Origin of the sequence: Aequoribacter fuscus, from assembly GCF_009910365.1 — a bacterium.
In the GTDB taxonomy this organism is placed as follows: Bacteria; Pseudomonadota; Gammaproteobacteria; order Pseudomonadales; family Halieaceae; genus Aequoribacter; species Aequoribacter fuscus.
In genome coordinates, this window is the sequence record NZ_CP036423.1 from 827552 (window position 1) to 853613 (window position 26062).

20 protein-coding genes are annotated in these 26062 nt (G+C 50.8%); 19 read left to right on the forward strand and 1 reads right to left on the reverse strand.

Annotated features, from left to right (window positions below):
- The first annotated feature begins 19 nt into the window (after positions 1 to 19).
- The 6 genes from EYZ66_RS03735 (at position 20) to EYZ66_RS03760 (ending at position 7931) form a co-directional block, all read left to right on the forward strand.
- The gene (locus EYZ66_RS03735; RefSeq protein ID WP_040815951.1) at positions 20 to 1966 is read left to right on the forward strand and encodes an acetoacetate--CoA ligase; all 1947 of its coding nucleotides are present in this window, start codon (positions 20 to 22) and stop codon (positions 1964 to 1966) included.
- Positions 1967 to 2150: 184 nt separating this feature from the next.
- Positions 2151 to 3365, forward strand: a complete 1215-nt coding sequence (locus tag EYZ66_RS03740) for a NupC/NupG family nucleoside CNT transporter (RefSeq protein ID WP_009574711.1) — start codon at positions 2151 to 2153, stop codon at positions 3363 to 3365.
- Positions 3366 to 3373: 8 nt separating this feature from the next.
- The gene (locus EYZ66_RS03745) at positions 3374 to 4231 is read left to right on the forward strand and encodes a 2OG-Fe(II) oxygenase family protein (protein WP_050793356.1); all 858 of its coding nucleotides are present in this window, start codon (positions 3374 to 3376) and stop codon (positions 4229 to 4231) included.
- Positions 4232 to 4248: 17 nt separating this feature from the next.
- Positions 4249 to 4977 carry a uracil-DNA glycosylase family protein gene (locus tag EYZ66_RS03750; RefSeq protein WP_009574714.1) on the forward strand — a complete coding sequence of 243 codons (729 nt, stop codon included), beginning with the start codon at positions 4249 to 4251 and terminating at the stop codon, positions 4975 to 4977.
- A 179-nt stretch (positions 4978 to 5156) separates the two neighbouring features.
- Positions 5157 to 6401 carry a GGDEF domain-containing protein gene (locus tag EYZ66_RS03755; protein WP_009574718.1) on the forward strand — a complete coding sequence of 415 codons (1245 nt, stop codon included), beginning with the start codon at positions 5157 to 5159 and terminating at the stop codon, positions 6399 to 6401.
- Positions 6402 to 6422: 21 nt separating this feature from the next.
- Positions 6423 to 7931, forward strand: coding sequence for an AMP-binding protein (locus EYZ66_RS03760; protein ID WP_009574720.1), 1509 nt, complete (start codon positions 6423 to 6425; stop codon positions 7929 to 7931).
- Here the strand turns inward: EYZ66_RS03760 and EYZ66_RS03765 are convergent.
- On the reverse strand, positions 7928 to 8674 hold the full coding sequence (locus EYZ66_RS03765; RefSeq protein ID WP_009574721.1) for a creatininase family protein: 747 nt from the start codon (positions 8672 to 8674) through the stop codon (positions 7928 to 7930). The two genes, EYZ66_RS03760 and EYZ66_RS03765, sit on opposite strands and share 4 nt — an antisense overlap.
- A 246-nt stretch (positions 8675 to 8920) precedes the next feature.
- Here EYZ66_RS03765 and EYZ66_RS03770 point away from each other — a divergent pair, with 246 nt between their 5' ends.
- The 13 genes from EYZ66_RS03770 to EYZ66_RS03830 all read left to right on the forward strand — a co-directional run bounded on the left by EYZ66_RS03770 (position 8921) and on the right by EYZ66_RS03830 (position 26031).
- Complete coding sequence (locus EYZ66_RS03770) at positions 8921 to 9256, forward strand: hypothetical protein (RefSeq protein ID WP_009574722.1); 336 nt, start codon at positions 8921 to 8923, stop codon at positions 9254 to 9256.
- Between the two features lie 379 nt (positions 9257 to 9635).
- Positions 9636 to 10586: a TRAP transporter substrate-binding protein gene (locus EYZ66_RS03775; RefSeq protein ID WP_040815979.1), complete on the forward strand. Its 951-nt coding sequence runs from the start codon at positions 9636 to 9638 to the stop codon at positions 10584 to 10586.
- A complete protein-coding gene (locus EYZ66_RS03780; protein WP_009574724.1) occupies positions 10586 to 11083 on the forward strand; it encodes a TRAP transporter small permease in 498 nt (165 codons plus the stop codon). The genes EYZ66_RS03775 and EYZ66_RS03780 overlap by 1 nt, the downstream gene beginning before the upstream one ends.
- Entirely contained in the window at positions 11076 to 12374 is a 1299-nt protein-coding gene (locus EYZ66_RS03785) for a TRAP transporter large permease (RefSeq protein WP_009574725.1), read from the forward strand. Before EYZ66_RS03780 ends, EYZ66_RS03785 begins: the two co-directional genes overlap by 8 nt.
- Positions 12375 to 12383: 9 nt before the next feature.
- Positions 12384 to 13337 (forward strand): sugar kinase, encoded by a 954-nt coding sequence (locus EYZ66_RS03790; RefSeq protein ID WP_009574726.1) that lies wholly within the window; start codon positions 12384 to 12386, stop codon positions 13335 to 13337.
- A complete protein-coding gene (locus tag EYZ66_RS03795) occupies positions 13327 to 14790 on the forward strand; it encodes a glycoside hydrolase family 28 protein (RefSeq protein WP_009574727.1) in 1464 nt (487 codons plus the stop codon). Before EYZ66_RS03790 ends, EYZ66_RS03795 begins: the two co-directional genes overlap by 11 nt.
- Positions 14783 to 15814: a LacI family DNA-binding transcriptional regulator gene (locus EYZ66_RS03800; protein WP_009574728.1), complete on the forward strand. Its 1032-nt coding sequence runs from the start codon at positions 14783 to 14785 to the stop codon at positions 15812 to 15814. The genes EYZ66_RS03795 and EYZ66_RS03800 overlap by 8 nt, the downstream gene beginning before the upstream one ends.
- A 23-nt stretch (positions 15815 to 15837) precedes the next feature.
- Entirely contained in the window at positions 15838 to 17346 is a 1509-nt protein-coding gene (locus EYZ66_RS03805) for a UxaA family hydrolase (RefSeq protein WP_160195601.1), read from the forward strand.
- 169 nt (positions 17347 to 17515) lie between these two features.
- On the forward strand, positions 17516 to 20299 hold the full coding sequence (locus EYZ66_RS03810) for a TonB-dependent receptor (protein ID WP_009574730.1): 2784 nt from the start codon (positions 17516 to 17518) through the stop codon (positions 20297 to 20299).
- A 180-nt stretch (positions 20300 to 20479) separates the two neighbouring features.
- A complete protein-coding gene (locus tag EYZ66_RS03815) occupies positions 20480 to 22891 on the forward strand; it encodes a DUF4861 family protein (RefSeq protein ID WP_009574731.1) in 2412 nt (803 codons plus the stop codon).
- A 28-nt stretch (positions 22892 to 22919) separates the two neighbouring features.
- Positions 22920 to 23759, forward strand: coding sequence for a 5-dehydro-4-deoxy-D-glucuronate isomerase (kduI, locus tag EYZ66_RS03820; protein ID WP_009574732.1), 840 nt, complete (start codon positions 22920 to 22922; stop codon positions 23757 to 23759).
- A complete protein-coding gene (locus EYZ66_RS03825) occupies positions 23759 to 24547 on the forward strand; it encodes a gluconate 5-dehydrogenase (protein ID WP_009574733.1) in 789 nt (262 codons plus the stop codon). The genes kduI and EYZ66_RS03825 overlap by 1 nt, the downstream gene beginning before the upstream one ends.
- Positions 24544 to 26031 (forward strand): tagaturonate reductase, encoded by a 1488-nt coding sequence (locus EYZ66_RS03830; protein WP_009574734.1) that lies wholly within the window; start codon positions 24544 to 24546, stop codon positions 26029 to 26031. Before EYZ66_RS03825 ends, EYZ66_RS03830 begins: the two co-directional genes overlap by 4 nt.
- The last annotated feature ends 31 nt before the right edge of the window (positions 26032 to 26062 follow it).

The window sequence follows — 26062 nt, forward strand, 5'->3', positions numbered from 1 at the left end:
AAAATACTAGGAGTATTTGGTGACAACACCGTTGTGGGTTCCCTCGAAAGAATGGGTACAGAAAACACACATGGCCTCGTTTATGCATGCTGCAGGTCAGAAATGCGGCACAGAATTCAGTCATTATGGCGATTTACATGCTTGGTCTATCAGCGCCAAAGGCGATTTTTGGCAGGCGATTTGGGATTACTGCGGTGTTGTATCGAAATCTCAGTCTGATCAACCCTTGCGGCATGAAGATCAATTCCCAGGCGCTGTTTGGTTTGAGGGCGCGCGCTTAAATTTTGCTGAGAACTGCTTGCAAGGCGATGACGAGGCCTTGGCGATTATCGAGCGCTTGGAGTCTGGGCGGCGTCAAACGCTAACCTACAGTCAGTTGCGCCAGCGAGTGGCGGCGGTGCGGGCGTTCTTAAAAGAGCAGGGCGTTGGCGTGGGTGATCGCGTGGCGGGTATGGTACCCAACACGGCGGATACCGTCGTAGCGATGTTGGCAACCGCCAGTCTAGGGGCAGTGTGGTCAAGCTGTTCACCCGATTTTGGTACCAACGGCGCTTTAGATCGGTTTGGGCAGATAGAACCTAAGGTGCTGTTTACGTGTGATGGTTATCATTACAGCGGTAAGACCTTTAACATCTGCGAACGCGTCTCAACTATTTTGGCAAGCCTACCTTCTGTTAAAGCCTGTGTTGTCAGTCGACTACTTAACGACGGTCAGGTCGAGGGTAGCACGGTTTTAGACTTTGAGGATTTGGTATCAGAGCGCGTCGGCGCGTCGCTCGAATTTACGCAGCTGCCGTTTAATCACCCTTTGTACATTCTTTATTCTTCGGGTACGACGGGTAAGCCCAAGTGTATCGTGCACAGCGTCGGCGGTACGTTGCTGCAGCATTTAAAAGAGCATCAATTGCACGCCGATATTCACGAAGGTGACCGCTTATTTTTTTATACCACCTGTGGTTGGATGATGTGGAATTGGCTGGTGAGTGGTTTAGCCAGTAAAGCCACCATTATTTTGTATGATGGCGCGCCAGTTTATCCCTCGGCGTCAGCGCTTTTCGAACTGATTAATCAAGAGCAGGTGACGGCCTTTGGCGCAAGTGCTCGTTATGTCGCGGCACTTCAACAAGAGGGGTATGTTGCCGCTCCCCATACCTTGGCGCATTTAAGAGTCATGCTTTCGACCGGTTCGCCTTTAGCCCACGAGAGCTTTGAATACGTTTATCGCGACATCAAACAAGATATTTGTTTGGCCTCTATCTCGGGCGGTACCGACATCGTCAGTAGCTTTGTTTTGGGTAACCCCTTGCTGCCAGTCTACGCAGGGCAGATTCAGTGCGCGGGTCTGGGTATGGATGTTCAAGTTTGGAACGACGCCGGGGTGCGTGTGTATCAAGACAAGGGGGAGCTCGTGTGTGCCAGCCCCTTCCCGAGTGCACCGATCAGTTTTTGGGGCGATGCTGATGGCAGCAAGTATCACGATGCTTATTTTGCGCAGTTCGCCAACGTGTGGGCGCATGGCGATTTTGCCGAACAGACGGCAGAGGGTGGCTTCGTTATTTATGGCCGCTCAGATGCGGTGTTGAATCCGGGCGGGGTCAGAATCGGCACCGCTGAAATCTATCGCCAGGTTGAGCAGATTCCAGAAGTGCTCGAAAGCGTGTGCGTCGGACAACGTGTAGGCGACGACGTTCGCGTGGTCTTGTTTGTCGTGATGCAAGCAGGCCAGGCCTTGACCGATGAAGTGATCGCCAACATCAAACGCAGTATCCGGACGGGTGCATCCCCTCGGCATGTGCCTGCGGTAATTAAAGCCGTGGCTGATATTCCGAAAACGCGCAGCGGTAAGATCTCTGAAATTCCAGTTCGCAAAGCCATACACGGCGAAATGGTGAACAATACCGAAGGCTTGTCAAACCCTGAATCGCTGGCCTTGTACTTCGGCATCTTAGACGGTGAGTTAGCCTGACATGCCGTTAAGGTCGCTGTTGAATTTGGTTCGAGTGATGTTGAATGCCCCTCATGCGCTTGTCTGGCTGCCGCGTGATGGTGGGTCTATCGCTACCCTTGCAGGTGAGAATGCTTTATCCTCTCGCTCAACCCAAGTGCGGGTGCCGTTTCATGATTAAAAATACTATCGTCGGAATTTACCTATGACCAGCCTCCTTGGGATCTTGCTTCTACCATTGCTCGCTTATGCGTTGTCTACCCAGCGTTCAGCGATCCGCTGGCAAACGGTTGCGGTAGCCTTTGCGCTGCAGGCGGGCATCGGTGGTTTTGTGTTATTTGTCCCTTGGGGTAAGCAGCTGCTGTCATCATTAGCGGGCGGTGTCGGTGAACTGCTGGGCTATTCTCGAGTGGGCATCGAATTTTTATTTGGATCCTTGGTCAGTAGCGACTCGATTGGTTTTGTGTTCGCTTTGAGCGTGTTGCCTGTTGTCGTATTTTTCTCCTCATTGATCGCCGTTCTGTACCACATTGGTGTAATGCAGTGGGTGGTGAAGTTTATTGGTGGCGGTTTGCAAAAAGCGTTGGGCACCAGTCATTCCGAGTCATTGTCAGCGGCGGCTAATGTGTTTGTTGGCCAAGCCGAAGCACCTCTGGTGGCTAAGCCCTACCTGCCGGGTATGACGCAGTCTGAATTGTTTGCGGTTATGGTCGGTGGATTGGCGTCGATCGCAGGATCTGTCATGGCCGGCTACGTGGCTTTGGGTATTCCATTAGAGTACTTGCTCGCAGCCAGTTTCATGGCGGCACCGGGTGCGCTGATGATGGCAAAGCTCGTTGTGCCCGAAACGGGTAAGCCCGTGCAGCCCGGAAGTGACGATGACACGACCGAAGAGCGGTACGTGAACGTGTTCGATGCGGCCGCGTCAGGTGCCATGTCGGGCATGCAAATGGTTTTGGCGATCGGTGCCATGCTATTGGCTTTTATTGCGTTAATCGCACTCGCTAACGGTATTCTCGGTTGGGTTGGCGGTCTGTTTAATTATCCGGACCTTACCATTCAAGCGATTTTGGGCTACCTGTTTCAACCCATCGCATTTGCCTTGGGCATTGGCTGGGACGAAGCACAACTCGCCGGTAGTTTAATTGGCCAGAAGCTCGTACTGAATGAATTCGTAGCTTATGTCGCGTTTGTCGATGTCGCGGATCAAATGTCTGATCTATCGCAAGCGATCGTTATTTTTGCCCTCTGTGGGTTTGCAAACTTCTCATCGATCGCTATCTTGCTGGGCGGTATCGGGTCGGTCGCGCCTAATCGTCGTGACGATATCTCGCGCTTAGGGTTTAGAGCTTTGTTAACAGCTACTCTAGCGAATTTAATGAGCGCCGCTTTGGCGGGCTTTTTCTTGTCGTTATCCTAGGGGGGGAGATGTCAGATAACAGCGAAAACAGGTCTTTACCTGTCATTGAATATGGCTCTCCCGGTTGTGACGAGGCCTTTGTTGCATCATTAAGAACTTTCGGCTTTGCCGCATTCTCGAATCATCCCTTGGATATTGGGCTGATTCAAAAGATCTATCGAGATTGGCGAGCGTTTTTTGCAACGCAGAATAAATTTGCTTATGCCATGGATCGTGAAAAGCAAGATGGTTACTTTTCGCTCGAGCAAGCAGAACACGCCAAGGGCTTCGCGCTAAGAGATTTCAAGGAGTACTACCACTACTACCCCTGGGGACGGTGCCCCGAGTCATTAAAAGCGGACTTAGAGTGCTATTATGATCAAGCGGTGGAGTTTGCCAAAACACTACTGATCTGGGTTGAACAGTATTCTCCGCTTGATGTTTCGCAGTGCTTTAGCGAGTCCTTAAGTGCCATGATTGAAGCCAGTCAGCAATCCTTGCTGCGAGTGTTGCACTATCCACCGATGACAGCGGGGCAGCAGCAGTTACCGCGCGCGGCCCCACACGAAGATATTAATTTTTTAACAATATTGCCGGCAGCCGACGGTCCAGGGCTGAAAATCCTGTCGCAAGAAGGCGACTGGATTGACGTGCCCAACCGGCCCGATCAGGTGTTAATTAATATCGGCGATATGCTGCAAGAAGTCTCAGCTGGATACTTTCCATCAACGACACATCAAGTGGCCACGCCCTCAGGAGAAGAGTTATCGCAGGGCCGAATGTCCTTGCCTTTGTTTTTGCACCCGCGGCCAGAGGTCGTGCTGTCGCCCAGACACACAGCGGAAAGCTATTTGCACGAGCGTTTGCTCGAGCTTGGTGTTGCATAAGCGTCTTAGCCAGTTGAATGCAGAACTTAGCGCAGAACATAGAGCAATGTGAGAAGCTGGCCAATACGGCGCTAGCCAAACTCGACTTTGCAGAGCCCGTAACGCACATATATAACCCCTTGGTATATGCGGCCAGGCCGCATAAAGTTTACTTAGAGCGTTTTGTATCGCACCGCCCGAAAGCCTTGCTTTTAGGTATGAATCCGGGCCCCTACGGTATGGTTCAAACGGGTGTGCCCTTTGGGGAAGTCGCGATGGTGCGCGATTGGTTGGGTATTAATGAGCCCGTTGATCAGCCTGAAATCGAACACCCAAAGCGCCCGGTATTGGGTTTTGAATGTACACGCAGCGAAGTATCCGGTCGGCGTCTTTGGGGCTGGGCACAAGAGCGCTGGGGTTCTCCAGACGCTTTTTTTAACGACTGTTTCGTGCATAATTTTTGCCCATTGGTTTTTATGGCGGAAACGGGTCGCAACATCACTCCGGATAAACTCAAAAAAGATGAGCGAGAGGCACTGTATAGCATCTGCGATGACTTGCTGCGTCAAGTCGTCGAATTGATTGCGCCCAGCGCCATTGTTGGCGTGGGGGTGTTTGCCGAAGAGCGCGCCCTTAAGCTCGCGTTAGATGTGCCGGTTTATCGTATTCCTCACCCAAGCCCCGCAAGTCCTGCCGCGAATCGCGGTTGGTCGGCCATGGCGAATGCGGCCTTTAATGATTTCGGCTTTGCAGTGCCGAAGGGTTGATTGCGTGCCACGCCCGTTACCGTCTATCAGCAGTCTCTGGTAGTGGAAGGACACGTTTTTTCTCGCACCGACCTCTTAAAAAGCCTTGGCGGCGCTGCCTTTTTTAAGCATTTTCAAATAGAAAAAAAATAATTTAATTTGTTATGCTAGACTCGAAGAAAATAATGCGCGGCAATTAAATGATAGTAACAGCTTTAGACGAGGCGATGTTAAGCGAGCAGACCACCCTGCTAATGGCTGGCATTATGTGCTTGGTTTTGCCACTGGTCATGACTTTTTACCGACAACACCGCGAGACGTACCCTGGATTTGGCATTTGGGTGGGGGCATTTCTTTGTGCGGGTATTGGATGCTTGCTCGTTGGCCTAGAGGATTTAGTGCCAGTCTGGGTCAGCGTTTGGTTGGGGAATGTTTTCATTCTGGCTTTCCCCGCGTTATTGGCGCTTGGCCTGAACGTTTTTTTAAACCGACCACCTCTTTTTGCTGCATATTCGGCAAGTATTGCAATCTACGCCGCCCTGCAAGGATGGTCACTTGTTACTGGGCTCAGTGCGGGTTTCAGGAGCGCACTGTTCACCGTTTTTGTGTTTTTCTACGTAGTGCGTTTAGGTTTCAATATTTATCGATACACGCCGCATGTTTTGGGGCGTCACGACAAGCTGACACTCACAGTGATTGCTTTCGGCGTCGTAATCGTAATACTACGTTTCGTTAATCTCTTGTTTGAATCAGTGTACGAGAATTCGTTTGTTTTTGATGACGTTGATACCATTTTCATTATTCTTCTGGTCCTCGCGTCGGTTGCTATGGTTATCGCGACTATTTCGCTTAATCAGCTGAGATTGGAATTTAATTTGCGGACGACGTCTCAAGAGCTGCAGGAGCAAACGATCGCTCTGGAAAAATCCAATGATAAGCTAGCGCAATTGGCCCTAACCGATTTTTTGACCGGCCTCAAGAACGTCAGATTTTTCGATTCGGAATACAAAAAGCTTTGGGAAAATTCGACCACTTCGGGCACGCCTCTGTCGATTATTTTGCTAGATGTTGATTGTTTCAAGCTTTATAACGATTCGTTGGGGCATTTGGCTGGCGATGAATGTCTTAAGCGCATTGGCGAGGTTCTGCTGACTCACCCTGGGTTCCACAGGGGATTGGTGGCGCGAATTGGTGGCGAGGAGTTCGCTATTGTTATGGAAAACAACGCAGAGCAGGCGCTTGAAGAAGCTGAACGAATAGTTGCAATTGTTGAGCATCTATCTATTCCACACCCCAGTTCTTTGGTCGGGGCCTCGGTTACCGTGACTGCTGGTGTTGCTACCCGATCATCTTTGGATTCAAGTCGGGAAAAATTATTATCTCGAGCTGACTATGCCTTGTATCACGCTAAGTCGCTAGGTCGCAACCGCGCCATGGCGGCATAAAGACCAGAGTTTATCGTTGCTGTGTTGCGCCCTAACGTTTTGCATGATCTTCCGCGTGTCCGCGCAGAGTGCGCGCCCGACTCTTGGGCTCTGTTGGGCGATACGCGATTAAGCTACGCCGATTTGGCGGCGCAGGTTGAGGCGCTTGCACATTACCTTGCTGGGCAGTATGCCCCGGGTTCGCGCGTCGGTGTTCTGGCGTGGAACAGTAATGAATACCTGATTTTAATCTATGCCTGCTCGGCGGCAGGTTTGGTGCTGGTACCCTTAAATACCCGCTTGGCAATGGCAGAGTGGCAGTATCAGTTGCGGTCAACGCGCCCAGGTTTGCTGGTCTATGGGGCAGAGTTTAAAGCGCAAAGTGTAGAGTTGGCGGCCGAGCTTGAGTTTGAGTGCGCGCAGATTGACTCGCTGGTGCTGCTCGGAGCCAGAGGCTCTGGTAGTCCCTTGCCTTTGGTAACGCCGGACAGCCCCGTCTGGGTTTTACACACCTCTGGATCTACCGGTAAACCCAAGGGCGCGATGTTAACCCATCGATCGTTTTTAGCGGGTTTGGAATCTGCCGCACAGGGCCGCCCAGTCTTAGAGACCGATGTGTACTTATACCCGTTTCCTTTGTTTCACGTGTCGGCGCACAACGTCTTTTTGCAGCACCGACACGGTGCCGCAGTTTGGCTGCTGCCCGGGTTTGACGCCGATCGAGTATTGAGTCTGTGTGAGCAAGGGCAGGTATCTACCTTGAGCCTTGCGCCGACTATGCTTGCTATGCTGCTCGATCACCCGAGATACTCGCCTGAGAAATTAAAAGGTGTTCGAGCGATTGGTTATGGGGCATCAGCCATGCCGCTACCCCTCATGCAAACGCTGTTGAGTACTCTGGATATCGAGCTGTCGCAAAGCTATGGTATGACAGAGCTATCGGGCAGCATCTCGTTTTTGATGCCTGACGATCATCGCGAGGGACTCACGGATGCAAGCATTATGCGTTCGGTCGGGCGCCCCGTGAAAGGTGTTGAGGTCACTGTCCGGAATGATCAGGGCGATGTGTTGCCCACAGGTTCCATCGGTGAGGTATGCGTTGCAGCGGATCAATGTATGACAGGCTATTGGGAGCGGCCGCACGAGACAGAGAGTGCGATTGGTGCAGGGTTTTTGCGAACCGGGGATTTGGGCGTCTTCGATGACCGAGGGTATTTAACCTTGGCGGACCGCAAGAAAGATATGATTATAAGCGGCGGCGAAAATGTGGCCTCCCGCGAGGTGGAGGATATTCTTGCAGCACATGAGGCGGTTAAACAGGTAGCCGTGGTTGGATTGCCCCATGAACGCTGGGGTGAGATCGTCTGCGCCTGTTTGGTGTTGCGTCGGGCTGTTGAGGCTGGGGAGCTGGATGATTTCTGCCGGACGCAGTTGGCTGCATTTAAATGCCCAAAACGTTACGTCACGCTGGAATTGTTGCCCTTAAATGCCTCTGGCAAAATCGATAAGCCTGCCCTAAGGCAGGCCCTGCTGGATCAGTCGCTCAGCTAAGATTGAGCGAATTTTTGAAAGTCTGCCCACAAGGCTTGAGCCGTCACATCGATTATCGTGTTACCCGCTTCAATCGTTGCCTGAGTCGGGTCTGAACCGATGCGGCCATCTGGGAAGTTAGCTCGGTAATGCTCAGCATCCGTGAAGGAGCCGATCGGAGCAATTTTTGGTTCTAGCGTTTGGTTCCTGACTTGATCAGGGTAAGCGGCATAGGTTACCGCGACTTCGGAGGCCGTCGCGTGCATGCCATCCCCTGACGGATGCAGTTCTTTGCATTTCGCCATCACCGAGGGTAATTCCCACCAGTTTTTCGAGGTCATGCGCAGGGCGGGCTGGCGAGCAGGAGAGGGCTCGAAACTGCGTTGTGCATATACCTCGGCGAATGCCGCTTGAATCGTTGCGGTGTTGCCCCCGTGGCCATTAAACCAATACAGTTTTTTAAAGCCGTGTTTCGCCAATGACAGGCTCCAGTCTGCGATAGCCGCAATCATGGTTGAGGGGCGAAGCGTCATGGTTCCCGGAAAGCCCAAGTGATGTTGCGCACAACCCACATTAAAGGTTGGACCTATGAGTACACCGTGTTCATCACCAACCCGCTTTGCGATCACTTCGGGGCAGATCGCATCGGTTCCAATCAGGCCTGTTGGACCATGCTGTTCCATCGAGCCGATAGGGATAATAATAGCGTCCGACGTTTTCAGATACTGCTCGATATCGGTCCAAGTACTCAATGAAAGTTGCATGCTTAGCGCCTCATGTTGGGGTCTTAAGTATACGAATTGGGATGGGTGATTGTCATCAGGGTCAAGGAGATTACCCCAGCCCTTCTGTCGCTTAATGGCGGGATACTATCAGTCGCCAGTCACGCAAGTGCCGCGTCGATGTGACGTAAAAGCAAGAAGGTTTATGCGCCACTCTCGATCATTGAAAAAGTCAGGCTCTGTGCTAATCTGATTCGATCTTTGCCTAGAATAAGAGAGCACGAAACTATGACAATATTTCGAACGTGGCTGGTATTTATGTTGATAGCCATCAGCGCGTATACCGCGGTAACTGTGCAGCAATACGGATGGAATTTGTTCACCCCATTTTTCTCAGAGATGCTCACGTATTCTTGGTTTGGGCAGTTCAACTTAGATTTTATGTTTATGCTAAGTTTGTCGGCATTGTGGGTGTCATGGCGACACCGCTTCTCGCCAGCAGGTTTTGCCTTGGGCGTCCTGGCCTTTTTGGGCGGTATCTTATTCTTAACCGTATACTTACTGATTCAGGCTCGATATTACGATTCAGTCGATTCTTTGTTATTAACTCGCGTTGATGGGTGAGTTATCGCAGAGGCTGTCACAACCCCATTTTTTGGTGGGGCTCATCGAGTATTGCTATCCGATGTGTCTCAAAGACGTTGGAATCTTGTGTTAACGAGCGGGTGCGTCGGCACTGCAATTGCGGCGCGAGTGGCGCTGTGGCGCGGGGTGGGTACCGTGTTTCAAGTTTCCTCAGTTTAAAACCGAAGATTGCAATATTGTGGTAAAAGCGCAATCGCGTTGCCTGTCGTTTTTTTAGGGGGCAAACTTCAATTGGTCAGGCCAATTTTTCATTGACCTGTCTTTGTCGGTAGTCTAACATGCCACCGGTGGCAGAAAAATAATCAGGAGATCTCCATTGTTCGTATTTGCCCTTGTTCGTGAGGCTCGGCGCCTTGCAATGGCGTTAATGACGCTGCTACTCGTGTCTTGTGGCGCACAGCAAGATGTCATGGTGTTGCGAGTGGGGCACAGCCTAGATCCCTCGCATACTGTGCACAAAGCCATGCTGAAGATGGGAGAACGCTTACAGCAATTGTCGGGCGGAACGATGGCGATCGAGCTCTATCCGAGTGGTCAGCTTGGATCTGAGCGTGAATTGATCGAGCTTCTGCAGATTGGCAGTTTGGCCATGACGAAAGTGTCGGCGAGTCCGCTTGAAGGTTTCGTGCCAACGATGAAACTCTTCAATATCCCTTATTTGTTCCGCGATCAGGAACACTTTTTTAAGGTGCTCGATTCTGATATCGGGCGTGACATTCTGGCGTCGTTAAAGCCAGCGCAATTGCTGGGTTTGGGCTATTACGATGCGGGCAGTCGCAGTTTCTATACCACCAAAAAGCCCGTGGTGACGCCTGCCGATCTGGCAAGTGTAAAAATACGTGTGCAAGAAAGTCAGGCAGCGATGGCTATGATTCGCGCGCTTGGCGGCAACCCCACGCCGATTTCCTGGGGGGAGTTATATACCGCTTTACAGCAGGGTGTGGTCGACGGCGCTGAAAACAACCCACCCAGTTTTTATTTGTCGCGTCACTACGAAGTTGCGCCTTACTACATTTTGGATGAGCACACCTCGGTACCTGATGTCATTTTGATTAGTCGTTACGTGTGGGAGCGTTTATCTGAGCAGCAGCAGGCTTGGTTGCAACAGGCGGTGGATGAATCTGTGGATTTTCAGAGAGCGCAATGGCAGTTGGATACCGAGGCCGCCCTAGCAGCGGTGCAAGAAGCTGGCGTTCAGGTCATTAGTGCCGACAAGTCACAGTTTCAACAGCAGGTGTCGGGGCTGATTAATGAGCTCAAAGCGGGCGAATTGGGGCCGATGATTCAACGCATTGAGGAGGTGCAGTGATGCAAGCGTTAACACAATGGTTGGATCGCGGTTTTCGCGTGCTCCTAGTGGGTTTAATGGCCAGTATGGTCGCGGCGGTTTGTTGGCAGGTGATTTCCCGTTACGCCTTGAATGATCCCGCCGCTTGGACTGAAGAAATGGCTCGGTTCTTGTTGATGTGGATCGGATTGTTGGGCGCTTGCTATGCCTATCGTGAAGGGCAGCATCTTGGCGTTGATTTGTTTCCAAAGAGTCTAAGCCCCGCGCGATATCGAGTATGGGCGTTGTGCGCACACTCTTTAGTGATTCTATTTTCTGTCATGGTCCTGTTAATTGGGGGTGGCCGTTTAGTCTATTTGACGGCCTCGCTAAACCAAACATCGGCGGCCTTGGGTGTACCGATGTCGTGGATCTATATGAGTCTGCCTCTGTGCGGTGTGATGATGATTGTGTACGCACTCGATGCCATGTTGCATCCGGAGCAACCCAGTACAGAAGGAGTGATGATCGATGGCTGAGTTAGTATTGGGTTTAATTTTTGTTGTGCTGCTGTGCGTCGGCGTGCCCGTTGCTTTTTGTATTGGTTTGGCCACGATGGCGGCACTGCTGATCAGTATCGACACTTTGCCCGCACTCACAACGATGGCGCAGCGTATGGCGGGGGGCTTGAACAGCTTTTCGCTTCTGGCCGTGCCCTTATTCATTTTGAGCGGGGTTATCATGGGGCAGGGTGGAATAGCTCGACGCCTCATCGCGTTTGCCAAGTGTTTGGTCGGTATGGTTCCCGGTGGCTTGGCCTTGGTCAATGTGGTCTCGTGTACCTTGTTTGGGTCGATATCGGGTTCCGCTGTTGCGGCAAGCTCTGCGGTAGGTGGCTTTATGCTACCTGAAATGGAAAAAGACGGCTTCGATAAAAACTTCGGTGCGGCAGTGACTGCCACCGCTGCAACAACGGGTTTACTCATTCCGCCCAGCAATATTTTGATTGTTTATGCCATCGCTAGTGGTGGTGTTTCGATTGCCGCCTTGTTCTTGGCGGGCTATTTGCCGGGTTTGTTGCTTGCGAGTGCACTGATGCTGGTTGCCTACATTCACGCCAAGCGTCATAACCTGCCATCGGCCGGCACGGTCTCGTTAGGTTATACGCTCAGAGCCGCCTTGGACGCGGCGCCCAGCCTGTTCCTGGTTGTGATTGTGATTGGCGGAATAATTGGCGGCGTATTCACTGCCACCGAAGCGGGGGCCATTGCTGTGGTGTATTCCCTTGTCCTCGCTGGACCTATTTACAAGGAAATTACTCGGACACAGTGGTTCGCGGTGTTTTTAAAAGCGACTGAAACCACCGCAATTGTGATGTTTTTGGTGGCCAGTTCTGTCGCGATGTCGTGGTTGCTGGCGTTTAACAATATTCCGACCCAGGTCGCCGAGGCTTTGCTCGCGGTCAGTGATAACCCGCTTATTATTCTGCTAATTATTAACCTAGTGTTGTTACTTGTTGGTTCATTTATGGATATGACACCGGCGGTACTGATTTTTACACCCATTTTTCTGCCAGCGGCGGTGGAGATGGGCATTACGCCGCTGCACTTTGGCATCATTATGGTATTGAACTTATCCATTGGGCTGTGTACCCCACCGGTGGGCTCGGTGTTGTTCGTCAGTTGCGCGGTCGCTAAAACCAGCATTCACAATATTATTCGGCCGCTCTTGCCGATGTATGCGGCAATGTTGGTCGTGCTGTTGCTGGTTACCTATATTCCCGGGATCAGTGAGGCTTTGCCCAAAGCCTTGGGTTTAATGGCTAAGTAGGGCAGAGATATGTTTGATTTTGCACAATTAGGGTCTTCTAAAGTGCTTGCCATTGGCGAATGCATGATTGAGCTGGCCTTCCCTGAGGGCTTGGTCGGCAGTACCCCGAATTCGCGAATCGCCATGGGGGGCGATACGCTCAACACCAGCATTTATATGGCGCGTTTAGGTGTGTCAGTCTCGTTTTTGACGGGTTTAGGCTCTGACCCTTACAGTGAGTGGCTGCAGCAGCAATGGCGTGAAGAAGGTGTGGGTCTAGAGCAAGTTCACGTGCTTGAGCATGCCCTACCGGGGTTGTACGCCATTCAAACCGATGAGCATGGCGAAAGGTCGTTTCACTATTGGCGCGCGCAGTCTGCTGCTAAACAGTGGTTTACTCAAGCTGACTCTGTGCCCGAGTGGTCTCAAATATTTGCTGGCTACAGTGTGATCTATGTGTCGGGCATTACGCTTTCTTTAATGTCAGAGCCTGCGCGTCAGGCCTTTTACGAAGCAATAAAGCAGTGGAAGCGTCCAGATCGCACTTTGGTGTTTGATATCAACTACCGTGCTCGGGGTTGGGCGTCAGTATCGGAAGCGGCCACAAGCCTTAACGCGATGATTGGGTTGACCGATGTGGCTCTGCCGACATTAGAAGACGAAATTGCCTTGTTCGGTGGTAGTGAGCAGACGGTGATAGAACGTTACCGCGATGCGGGTGTTCAAGAGCTGCTGATCAAGCGAGGTCCTGAAGGTGTTCTATTGGTAGACGTTAACACCCAAGAGTTGGTGCCAGCGTTGCTGGTGGATAATGTGATTGATACCACCGGTGCGGGTGATTCCTACAATGGCGCTTACTTGAGTGCTCGTATCAAAGGTATGAACCCGGTGGACGCTGCAAAGGCCGCGCATGGATTGGCCGCCAAGGTGATTGGTTGTCGAGGTGCGATTTTGCCGAAGGAGTTTATGCCTAGTGTCATTTGATCTTGAGAGCGGCAGTCTATTTACTCGTCGCCAAGTAAATGTTGGGCTCGCGAGTGCTTTAGCTGTGCTTGGCGCGTCGGGTTGTTCGAGCCTGACGCCGACTCATTCTTGGTTAAGTGCTGACGATATTGTCGCGCGAACTCAGGCGCCAAGTATCCCCTCCGATCGGTTTGTAGTGGAAAATTTTGGTGCGGTCTCCGATGGTGTTTTCGACTGCTCTGATGCGATTCAAAAAGCTATTGAGCACGCGGAAAGTCAAGGTGGCGGTACTGTCGTATTTACCCAGGGTGTGTATTTAACCGGGCCAATCCATCTGCGTTCAAAAATAGCACTGCATTTAGAAAAAGACGCCACTCTGAAATTTGTTACCGATCCTAACCGCTATCTGCCCGCTGTGTTCACGCGTTGGGAAGGTATGGAATTAATGGGTTTCTCGCCCTTAATTTACGCCTATGGTTTAAATGACGTCGCGATTACGGGGCAGGGTACTTTAGATGGTGGTGCCAATGATCAGACATGGTGGCCCTGGAAGGGGCCCCACAAAGAGGCGCATTGGGACTTGATTGAGGGGCAGGATCAAAAGCCTGCGCGTGATTACTTGTTTGCTATGGCCGAGCGAGGTGTGCCACCGCGAGAGCGAGTGTTTGCTGATGGTGGTTTTTTGCGGCCGCCCTTCCTGCAGTTCTATGACTGTCAGCGTATCTTGGTCGAGGGCATTAAAATTACCAATGCACCGTTTTGGTTAATTCACCCTGTGCTGTCGCGTGATGTGACGATTCGTGGTGTTCACTGCCAGAGCTACGGCCCGAACAGTGACGGCTGTGACCCGGAATCTTGCGAACGAGTGGTGATAGAAGATTGTGTGTTTGATACGGGTGATGATTGTATCGCTCTTAAGAGTGGCCGTAATGCCGACGGGCGCCGTATCGGCGTGCCGTGTAAAGATGTGGTGGTTCAGAACTGCCACATGAAAGAGGGGCATGGCGGCGTTGTTATTGGTAGTGAAATATCGGGCGGTGTAGCAAACGTGCATGTGCGGCATTGCACTATGGATAGCCCGCATTTAGAGCGCGCTATTCGCATTAAAACCAATGCGCAACGTGGCGGTTTGATCGAGCATTTGCGCTACTCCAAAATTACGATCGGGTCGGTAAAAGATGTCTTCGTTATTAACTTTTATTACGAAGAAGGTGATCGCGGGAAATGGATGCCTTTGGTTAGAGATATTGAAATTACCGACTTGACCGTTGCCAAGGCCCAGCGAGTGTTCAATTTGCGTGGTTTTCCTCAGAGCCCGATTACAGACGTATCACTGCGGAATTGGAATGTGGTGGAGTACGATGATTTTGGCGTGATCGATGATGCAAAACTATTTTCTGCGCAGCAGGTTGTGCTAGCGGGAAAATCCATTAATAGTGGCAAAGCTTTGTTGAGTAAGGATGTGCATGAATAACGACGTAAAATCGGTTGCTACTATTAATGATGTCGCTCGCTTAGCGGGGGTATCAAAGCGTACCGTCTCGAGGGTTTTGAATAACTCAACAAAAGTGAATGAGGCGACACGTCAGCGCATTCTTGCGGTAATAGAGAGCTTAGATTATGCACCTAGCACGCAGGCGCGAGGCTTGGCCTCGAGTCGCTCTTACTTATTGGGCTTATTATTTGATGATCCGAATGCCGTGGTGATTCACTCTGTGCAAAAGGGCGCATTGAAGGCCTGTGCAAAATACGGCTATGAAATGGTCGTAAAACCCATCGATTTTCGTGCCGAAACGCTTATTGATGAGGTTCTTAAGTTTGTTCGCCGGTCCAAACTTGATGGCGTGATCATGTTGCCACCAATTTCGAATAACGATGCGTTAGCACAGGCCTTACGAGACAAGGATATTTCTTACGTTCGGGTGGGTGCTAAAGCTGTCGATGAACCTGCACGAATGGTGGTGTCGCAAGACCGAATTGCGATGCGTCAAGTTGCTGCGGCTTTTGTGGAAGCTGGTCGTAAAGAAGTGGCTATCGTCGTGGGGCCTCGCGATCGAGGGGCGTCTATCGAGCGTCTTGAAGGCTTGCAAACGGCCCTCGAGGATTTGGGTTCGCCCTTGCAGGAACATTACATCGTGCAGGGTGACTTTACCTACGAAAGTGGCTTGCAATGTGCGGATGAGCTCTTGGATTTGAAAAATCCACCGAATGCGGTGTTTGCCAGTAATGACCAAATGGCTATTGGTATTATTCATCGCGCTCAGGATCGCGGTGTGCGAATTCCCGAAGACTTGATGGTTATTGGCTATGACGATGACCCTATGTCGGCGCGTTTACGCCCGTCTTTGTCGACGCTTTCGCGACCGAATGAGGCGATGGCAGAAGCTGCCGCAATGCGCCTAATGAAAGACGTGGGTGACGCAGAGGTTCAGGCATCTTCAGAGCCCCTGGTCTTTGTTCCACAGCTGATTCAGCGAGATTCTACTCGCACCCATTAAAACGATTGTTCGTAGGCAAAATTATGCTCACGCTGACCTTAAGTAACGAAGACAATGTTGCCGTTGCCCGGACCGCTCTGGCCAAAGATGTGTTGTTGCCTGAGCATCGCGGGTTGGCGTGTCGTTCGGACGTGCCCCAATTCCACAAAGTCGCGATCAAGTCGATCGCGAAGGGACAACCCGTGATTAAGTATCGTCAAGTAATAGGTGTTGCCCTGACGGACATTGCTGCGGGCGAGCATGTGCATGACCACAACTGTGGCATGACCGATGAAAGAATAGCTCCCGCGACTAAAGCAAAGACGGCAGAGTTGCCCCCTGATATAGAAACCAGCTTTGAGGGTTATTTACGCGCAGACGGTGAAGTGGGAACCCGAAACTACGTAGGTATCATCACCACCGTGAACTGCTCAGCATCGGTGGCCAAAGCTATAGAACAGTACTATTCGCAAGCAGAGGTGGCCGGTCGTTATCCCAACGTTGATGGCGTTATTGCTATTACCCACGGTTCAGGTTGCGGTATGAATAAAGGCGAAGGGTATGAGCTTCTTATGCGTGTTTGCGCTGGAATGTCGCAGCACCCGAACTTCGGTGGGGTAATGCTTATTGGCTTGGGGTGCGAGGTGCTGCAGTTGAGTGCTTTGTTGGACGCGCTTCCCGACGATGTACGAAAACGGTCGAACACACTTGTGATTCAAGAGCAGGGCGGGACTCGGGCGACCATTGAGGCGGGTATCGAAAAAATGGCTGTGCTTTGCGAGGTATCTAATACCTTGAGTCGAACGCCTCAGCCGGTGAGTAAGTTGCGAGTAGGCTTGCAGTGTGGCGGGTCTGATGCGCTGAGTGGTATCACCGCCAATCCTGCACTGGGGCGCGCGATGGATATTCTGACGTCCTTGGGTGGCACCGCGATCTTGTCGGAAACCCCAGAACTATACGGTGCTGAGCAAATGCTACTGGCGCGCGCCGCGTCTGACGAAGTAGCTGATAAATTAAACGACCGCTTAGCTTGGTGGCGAGAGTACGCCGGCAAGAATGGCGCGCAGTTAGACAACAACCCCAGTCCGGGGAACAAAGCGGGCGGTTTGACCACAATCTTGGAAAAGTCGCTGGGGGCCCAAGCTAAAGGTGGTACTAGCACGATGACCGACGTCGTCGCGTATGCGCAACTTATTCGCAAGTCAGGTCTTGTGATTATGGATAGCCCTGGATATGACCCTGTGAGTGTGACCGGCCAAATGGCGTCAGGTGCCAACCTGATATGTTTTACCACCGGCAGAGGCTCGGTTTACGGCTCTAGACCTGCCCCCAGTATTAAGTTGGCAACGAATACACCTATGTACGAGAAAATGACATTGGATATGGATTACAACTGCGGTGAGATTTTTGACGGCGAGATTAGCCTAGAAGACGCGGCCGTTGAGATTTACCGGACTATCGTCCGTGTTGCGTCGGGTGAAAAAACTAAGAGTGAACTGCACGGGATAGGCGCGCTCGAATTCTTGCCCTGGCCGGTCGGCGCGGTTTTGTAAATTTTTTTGTCACACGGTTGCCACCGGTAGCATTTTTGGGTTAGCATTTGTGCTACCGGTAGCATTTTGCGTGAGCATCCGTTTTTCTGCCGGACAAGATGCTCGTGGTACGCATATAACTTTAAATAGCGACACCTGAAGGTGACCCGCAAAACAAGAGGGATGTTCAATGCGAACTCAGTTAAAAAAGAAGCAGTTAATTAAGCAGATTGCCTTAGCTAATATGCTTGTCGCCGGCGCAATGGCTGGTCAAGTAATGGCGCAAGAAGGCGAGGACGCGCAATTAGAAGAAGTTGTTGTCACGGGATTCCGTGGTTCACTTCAAGAAGCCTTGTCGACCAAGCGTGACGAGACAGGTGTGGTTGATGCCATCATGGCGGAAGATATCGCCGATTTCCCAGATATGAACCTAGCGGAATCGATTCAGCGTATTCCGGGTGTGTCAATTAACCGTGTTAACGGCGAAGGTAAGCAGGTAACGGTTCGTGGTTTGCGTGGTGACTTTAACCGCATTCGCATTAACGGTATGGAAGCGATGAACACGACGGGTTCAAGCGATTCCTCTGGTGGTGCTAACCGTGGTCGTGGTTTCGACTTTAATACTTTTGCCTCCGAGCTATTTAATTCAATCGTTGTGCGTAAAACTGCTTCTGCTTCAGTAGAAGAGGGTTCTTTGGGTGCTACTATCGATTTGCGTACCGCACGCCCCTTCGACTATGACGAAGGCACTACAGTGGCGTTGTCCGTACAAGGTATGTCAAACGATTTGAGCAGTGGTACCGATCCTCGTTTCGCTGGTTTAGCCTCGTATGCAAACGACGATAAAACTTTTGGTGCTTTAGTCTCGGTCGCTTACTCGGATCGCGAAATTATCGAAGAAGGCTTTTCGACGGTCCGTTGGCAGGACGGTACATTCCGTTCGGTAGAGGGTGTTAACTGCTCGGCAAACCCCGCTGATCCGGGCTGTGTGGCCACAGATACCAGTTCATTGAATTATCACCCACGCATTCCTCGCTACGGCCGTTTAAGCCATAACCAAGAGCGCTTGGGTATTACGGGTTCGTTACAGTTTGCGCCCAGTGAACAAACCACCATCTCGTTGGATGGTATGTATTCAACCTTTGAGGCGACCCGTGACGAAGAATACTTAGAAATCTTCTTCCGTAGCCAAGAAAAGAATATCGACGTTATTGACTACACGATTAACTCTGCAAACAACACGATGGCTTCGGGAACGTTTGACATCAGCCCTGTCGGCAATGGCACGCATCCGATTCGAAGCGAGCACCGCTTTGATGAGTTGAACACCGATTTTACTCAGTTGACCCTGACTATCGAGCACGATTTTAATGATCGTATGCGCGGTACTTTGTTTGCAGGTAATTCCAAGTCAGAGTTTGATAACCCACGACAGACTACTATTTTGGCCGATGCTATGGGCGATATTACCGGCGTCACCTATGATTTCAGCAAAAATGGTAAGGCGCCATCAATGACCTTTGGTTCTTTGGATGTTACTGATCCGTCGCAGTTTGCATTTACCGAATTCCGTGACCGTCCTCAAAATGTTGATAACTCATTCAGCACGGTACAGGCTGATGTGGAGTACGACTTGAGTGAAACGATGACTTTGTCAGCTGGTGTAAGCTGGAAGGAGTTTGAGTACAACCTGCGCGAGAATCGTCGTGAAGGTACCTTTGGTTCTTTGGTTTGTGCGAATAATCTCGCTGAATGTGACCTGGATGGTGATGGAACCGATGATATTGTTGGTTTGCCTTTAACAGGTGCTTTGGTTGGTCAGCTCACTGGTTTTGGTGATGGTTTGCCCGGTTATGTGCCAAGCACTTGGGTATCACCTAATGTTAATGCCGCGGTTGCCTTGATCGATGGCTACAACATTCCAGCGGCATTCCGTGCCTATCAGGATGTCGTAGAAGAAGATACGGGTGCATGGGCGCAGTTGAGCTTCATGAGCGAATTGGGCTCAATCCCCGTGCGTGGTGATATCGGTTTCCGCTACGTTGAAACTGAAACAACCTCTACCGGGGTTGTGAGCGGCGTTAACGTAACAGTCGTAAGACAGTACGAAGACTTCTTGCCTTCATTGAACTTAGCGTTTGATGTGTCGGAAGATGTGATTGTGCGCTTTGCTGCGGCTGAAGTAATGACGCGCCCAGGGCTTAGCAGTCTGACTCCTGGAGGTAGCCTTGACAGCTACTCGGGTGAGCCATGGACTTACAAGCGTGGTAACCCAGGTTTAGACCCTTATCGTGCGACAAGCTACGACGTCGGTGTTGAATACTACTTTGCCGATGAAGCGTTGGTCTCGTTCTCTTATTTCTTAAAAGACGTGAGCTCATTCTTCAACTCAAGCGGCTCGATCTTTGTACCTTTCAGCCAGTCTGAGTTGCCCTTGAGCGCGGCTGTGCCTTCGAGTCCTTTGCGTGTAGCGTTGGATGCTGGCGAAGATCCTCAGGTGGAGATTTCGCAGACCTTGAACGGTGGTGACGCAGAGCTTGATGGCTTTGAAGTGATTTACCAGCAGCCTTTCAGCTTCTTGCCTGGCAAGTTGGCTAACCTAGGCTTCACGGGTAACTACACCAAAGTAGACTCTGATGAGATCATCGGCTTCTCGCCCGACTCGTACAACGCGACACTGTACTACGAGGACGATAAGTGGAGCGCGCGTGTATCGGTTGCTTATCGCGATGCGTACGTAACACGTTCGGCTAATTCGGCTGGTCGCGATGAGCGCGGCGTTGCTGAAACTACCAACGTTGATTTCTCTGCGTCATACCAGTTGAACGATGAAACGACATTGACCTTTGAAGCCCTAAACCTGACAGACGAGTTTGAATACCAGGTATTCGATGCGGCGGATCTGGTGAACGTTTATCATCACACTGGCACCACTTACATGCTTGGCTTCCGCTGGAACCCAGAGACTCTGTAAGCACCCCGGTTCGTTTGGAAGTCTGTCTGAATGAACGTTCTATGCCGCCAAGTTTTTGGCGGCTTTTTTTTGAGTCCTATCTCTGCAGGTAGGGGTGATATTGAATAAGTTTCTAGACCCGTCAACAGATGGATCGTATAGATAGTTGAATTGGTTGGTTATCGCTAGATGGAGAATATCGTGAAAATTAAAGCCTGCTTATTTGGAGTTTGCGTTGCATTATTGGTCGGATGTCAATCCGACCAAGCGACGCACCTTGGGACATTGCCGCTGGCCACGTTGACCGTAGTAAATCCTTCGGCGTTTGATCGATCCGACGAAGCCATTGTCATAAATGGGGCCCAGCTAGGGTTAGAAGATGGTCAAGCCATTACAGTCAAAGATCAAGATAAGGTACTAGAGTCGCAATGGATTGATCGTGATAGTAACGGTAGTCTGGAGAGTCTTATCGTTCTTGCTCAATTAAAAGCTGGTGCTGAACACAGCCTGCAAGTTTTCGGTGCTGCGCCGACTGCAACACCAGCGCGAGTGAGCGCTGAAGTCTCTGTCAAAGAAGGCGGCCAGTGGCAGGGGCAAAAATACGTTGGCGGAGAGTTCAAACCCGTCGAGGCGCTTGTAACACCTCCTCAATACACGGATCACTCAGAATATATCCGCTATGAAGGTCCCGGCATTGAATCTGAGTTAGTCGGCTACCGTCTGTATTTGGATTGGCGAAACGGCCTTGATGTTTTTGGCAAAACGCAACCTAAGTTGGTGCTAGACCAAGTCGGACTGGATGGTTACCAGAGTTATCACGAACCCGCCGATTGGGGTATGGATGTTCTTAAGGTTGGTCAATCTGCAGGGTTAGGTGGCTTTGGCGCTTGGCAGAACAACGAGGTGGAGCGGCTTTCTAAGGTCTCTTCACGTGGTGTTAAGGTAAATGCGGGTGGCCCGGTTTATGCTCAGCTTGATCTTCAGTACGAGCAGTGGGATACGGGTACTTCCGTCACCGATTTAGAGGCACAGCTCTCTATGATCGCAGGCTCTCGCTGGGTTGAAGCTCGTGTGAAATCAGATCCTCATTTACGCGAACTGGCTGTGACTATTCCGAAGCATCCCAACGGTAAGGTTTTTTTTGGTAACACCGATATTACTGGGCATGCGTGGTCCTATTTGGCAACGTTTGGACCTCAAGCAGTGAGCGGTGAGCCATTAGGCCATGCGGTTTTTTTCAAGCGCCGCCAGTTTCGCGAATTCTCTGAAGATGAGCACAACAATGTGGTCGTCATGAAGAGCAATGCGGGCGATTTTCGTTATTTTTTCGGGGCGACATGGGGCGGGGAGTCGCAAAGCAACTGGACGGAGCAAAGTTTTTTAGAGGCTATTGAGCGGCAGGTAAAGCGTTTGACCATGCTGCCAAGAGTTGAAATTGATTCCGCATACAGTCAGCAGCAGAAAAAGGCCCTTGGTCAATCGTCTGTGGCGTTTTCGACCCAAGCAGCTGAATCTGAGATTAGGCGTCATGATCAAGAGTTAGCGTTTGGTGCTTACGATTCTATGCGTTTGCGGGAAGCTAATTGGGAATACACGATGGGTTTGTTGACCCAAGCTATTTACGAGCACGGCGCGCATATCTCAGATCCTGAATTGCAACAATGGGCTCAAGGTATTGTCGATAGCTACATCACCGAAGAAGGCGACATACGAACGTATCGCCTAGAAGAGTTCAATATTGATCGCATTAACTCGGGCAAGATATTGCTACGCCTGTACGAGGATACTGGTGAGGAAAAGTATTGGATTGCTGCTGGGCATCTGCGCGAGCAGTTACGTCAGCATCCTAAGCTAGAGGCCGGACCTTACTGGCACAAAAAACGCTATCCCTTCCAGCTTTGGCTGGATGGTGTTTACATGGCGATGCCTTTTTTGGCTGAGTATGCGCTTATGACTCAAGATGATGCTGCGATTGAGCAGGTCATTCATGAATTTGAAGTCGCGCGACAATTCATGCGAGATGCGGAGTCTGGCCTGTACTATCACGCCTGGGATGAGGCAAGAGAGCAAGGCTGGGCCGATCCAGTTACTGGCTTATCGTCCTATTTTTGGGGGCGCGGCATGGGCTGGTACGCGATGGCACTTGCCGATACATTGGCTATCTTGCAAGGCGAGCCTGAAGAGCGTCTTGAGCCACTAAAAGCCATGGCAGTCGAGTTTGCGACAGATATCCTCAAGTACCGCAGTGCACGTGGGCTTTGGTTTCAAATATTGGATCGCGGCGAGCAAATCGGTAATTATGAGGAATCCAGTGTCACAGCGATGTTCACTTACTTTTTGGCAAAAGGTGCCAACATCGGTGTGCTATCAGATACTTTTGGTGATGCCGCTCTCGCAAGTTACGCTGCGATGCTCGAGCACTTCGTGCTGGTTGATAAGCACGAGCAGCATCATTTCACTCAGGTTTGTCATGTGGGCGGTTTGGGTTATGGGCGTGATGGTTCTTACGCTTATTACATGAGTGAGCCGATTATGGACAATGACCCGAAAGGCTTGGGTCCCTATATCATGTTAGGACAGCAAATTGAGTCGCTACGAGCGTCTTTACATTAAGTGTTACAGAATTGAAGGGAGATAAAATATGACCACATATGATGTGCGTTATGCGATACATGAAGATCATTATAAAACGCTCGATACCGAGGGCTTGCGCAAGCATTTTTTGGTCGAAACAGTCTTTGTCAAAGATGAGGTGTGTCTAACCTATACCCACTACGAACGCATGATCGTCGGTGGCATTTGGCCGGTGAGTAAACCTGTTCGTCTGGAGACGATTGATTCGTTAAAGTCGGCGCACTTTCTGGATCGGCGCGAGTTGGGTGCGATGAATATTGGCGGTCCCGCTCGTATTACAGTAGACGGGGAGATTTTTGAGTTGGCGCACAAAGAGGCCATATACATTGGCGCCGGCAACAAAGAGGTGGTTTTCGAGAGCCTGGACGCAGCAAACCCAGCCAAACTTTATGTGAACTCGGCCCCCGCACACACAAGCTATCCAACGAAAAAAGTCGGGCAAGAGGACGCTGATGTGCTTGCCTTGGGTTCAACCGAAACGAGTAACAAGCGCGTTATTCGCAAGCTTTTAGTGAACTCAGTTGTGCAAACCTGCCAGCTCCAAATGGGCATGACTGAACTTTTGGATGGTAGTGTTTGGAATACCATGCCGGCGCATATTCATGATCGGCGGATGGAGGCTTATTTTTACTTTAAGGTTCCCGAAGATCAGGCCGTATGTCATTTTATGGGTAGCGAAAAAGAAACCCGTCATCTGTGGGTGAAAAATGAGCAGGCGGTTGTTTCTCCCCCGTGGTCAATGCACTGTGGTGCGGGTACGGCCAGCTATATCTTCATCTGGGGGATGGCCGGCGAGAACCTAGACTACGACGATATGGATAAATTTAACGCGAGTGACATCTTATAATGAGCTTGTTTGATTTAAGCGGTAAAGTCGCACTGGTCACGGGTGCGACTCATGGCTTGGGCTTGGCCATGGCCGAGGGTCTGGCCGCTGCTGGCGCAACTATTGTGATCAATGGCCGCAGTTCTCAAGACAAACTCGATAATGCTGTCGCGAATTTGCGTAGTCTAGGCTATAACGCGTCGGGCTATTTATTCGATGTGACTGACGAAGCGGAGGTTGATAAAGCGGTTAACACTATTGAGTCCGAAGTCGGCCCCATCGATATTCTAGTGAACAATGCAGGTCTCATTAAGCGCATTCCAATGCTCGAAATGAGCTTGACTGACTGGAATGAAGTCATTTCGACGGACCTCACCGGTGTTTTTGTCATGACGAAGCCTGTTGTTCGCAGAATGATTGATCGTGGGCATGGAAAAGTCATTAACATTTGTTCGATGATGAGTGAACTAGGCCGCTCGACGGTAGGTGCCTACGCTGCTGCTAAAGGCGGTTTGAAGATGCTCACGCGCAACATGGCTACAGAGTGGGCTAAGCACAACATTCAAGTGAATGGTATTGGACCGGGTTATTTTGCGACCGAGCAAACAGCGCCTATTCGAGTCGATGGCCACCCCTTTAACAACTTTATTATCGAGCGAACGCCTGCGGGGAGATGGGGCGACCCAGAAGATTTACAGGGTGCTGCGGTTTTTTTAAGTGCATCGGCAAGTGATTTTGTGAACGGACAGATCCTGTATGTCGATGGTGGGTTGCTTGCCACGATTGGGCGGCCGAGTAACGAAGTATGAGCGGAGCCAGCGCTGAGTCAATCGACCGTTTAAAATCATTGAACCGATCCATCCACAATAAACCGAGAAGACCCATTAAAGTTGTGCAATTTGGCACTGGTGCTTTTTTGCATGGATTCGTCGATTGGATCGTCAACCGTGTTAATCAATGTGGTGAGTGGAATGCCGGGGTCGCCTCGGTGAAATTACGCGCCGGAAAATCGCAAAGCTTAGATGCCTTGATGCGGCAAGACGGGCTATACCACGTGAACTGCCGCGGTATCAATGAACGCAATGAAGCTGTGGACGCGATAGAGCTCATTGACACCGTCCAGTCTGTTGTGAAGCCGCACGAAAACTTCATCGATTTTCTAAGATTGGCGCAAGAGCCTGAGCTAGAGTGGATAGTTTCTAATTCCACCGAGGCTGGCTTAGTCTTCATCCCTGAACCCTTTTCTATGCGGACCTCGGCGCAAACCTTTCCCGGACAGCTGACTCAATTTCTATATCAACGCTATCGAGTACTAGGCGACACAGCGAGCGACTTGGTGATTTTGCCCTGTGAATTGCTCGACAATAATGCCCAGGTGCTAAAGGATTGCATCCATAACTATATCGATTGTTGGGGGTTGGAATCAGCTTTTAGCCATTGGTTGAAAGCCACATGCGAGTTTTGTTCGACCATTGTCGATCGTATTGTGACGGGAAACCCCGCCAATGCTCGCACCGAGGCTCTGAGCAACGAGATTGGTACAATAGACGATTTTATAATCGAGGCCGAGTATTATCACCTTTGGGGTATTCAGGCTTCAGGTGATTTGGCGGCAACGTTGTCGAGTCGTTTCGCTGAAGCGAAAGGGCTTAACGTGCACGTAGTGGATGATCTCGATTTATTGCGGAAGCAAAAAGTTCGAGTCTTAAATGGCGTTCATACCGCAACAGTCTTGCTGGCCTGTTATCTCAAGGTGCGAACGGTTAGCGAAGCCATGCAGCACCCCTTGCTGCGTGCTTACATGGGTAAGTATTGGTCTGAAGTCGTGCTACCTTCAATGCCGAGCTTTTCCGATGTTGCTTATATTAGCAGTATTGCCAAACGCTTTGAAAACCCTTTCCTTGAGCATGAGTGGCAAAGTATTGTCCTTAACTCTTTTAGTAAATGGCGCGTTCGTCTGCTTCCAGTCCTTATCGATTTGTTGGAGCAAAAAGAGGGCCGCCCAGAGATATTGCTGTTCTCGCTGGCTTTATTGCTTGAGATGTACATATCGGCAACATGGCGTAACCCGTTAGGCTTGACTGACAACGAAGCAACTCTCTCTGCACTCGCCATCCATGAGTTGACTTGGGATGGGTCTCAACGAGCGTGGCAAGATGTCCTGTCAGATACTGCGTTGTGGGGACAAACCGTGGATTTACCGCTACGTTGGATTGCGCTCTTGTCTGATTTTAGCGCCAAGATCCAGCGGCAAGAGATCAACGACACGCTGACTTTCCTGGCAAGCGATTAATCAGTATTGGTTCTAACTGGGGGGAGGCGCT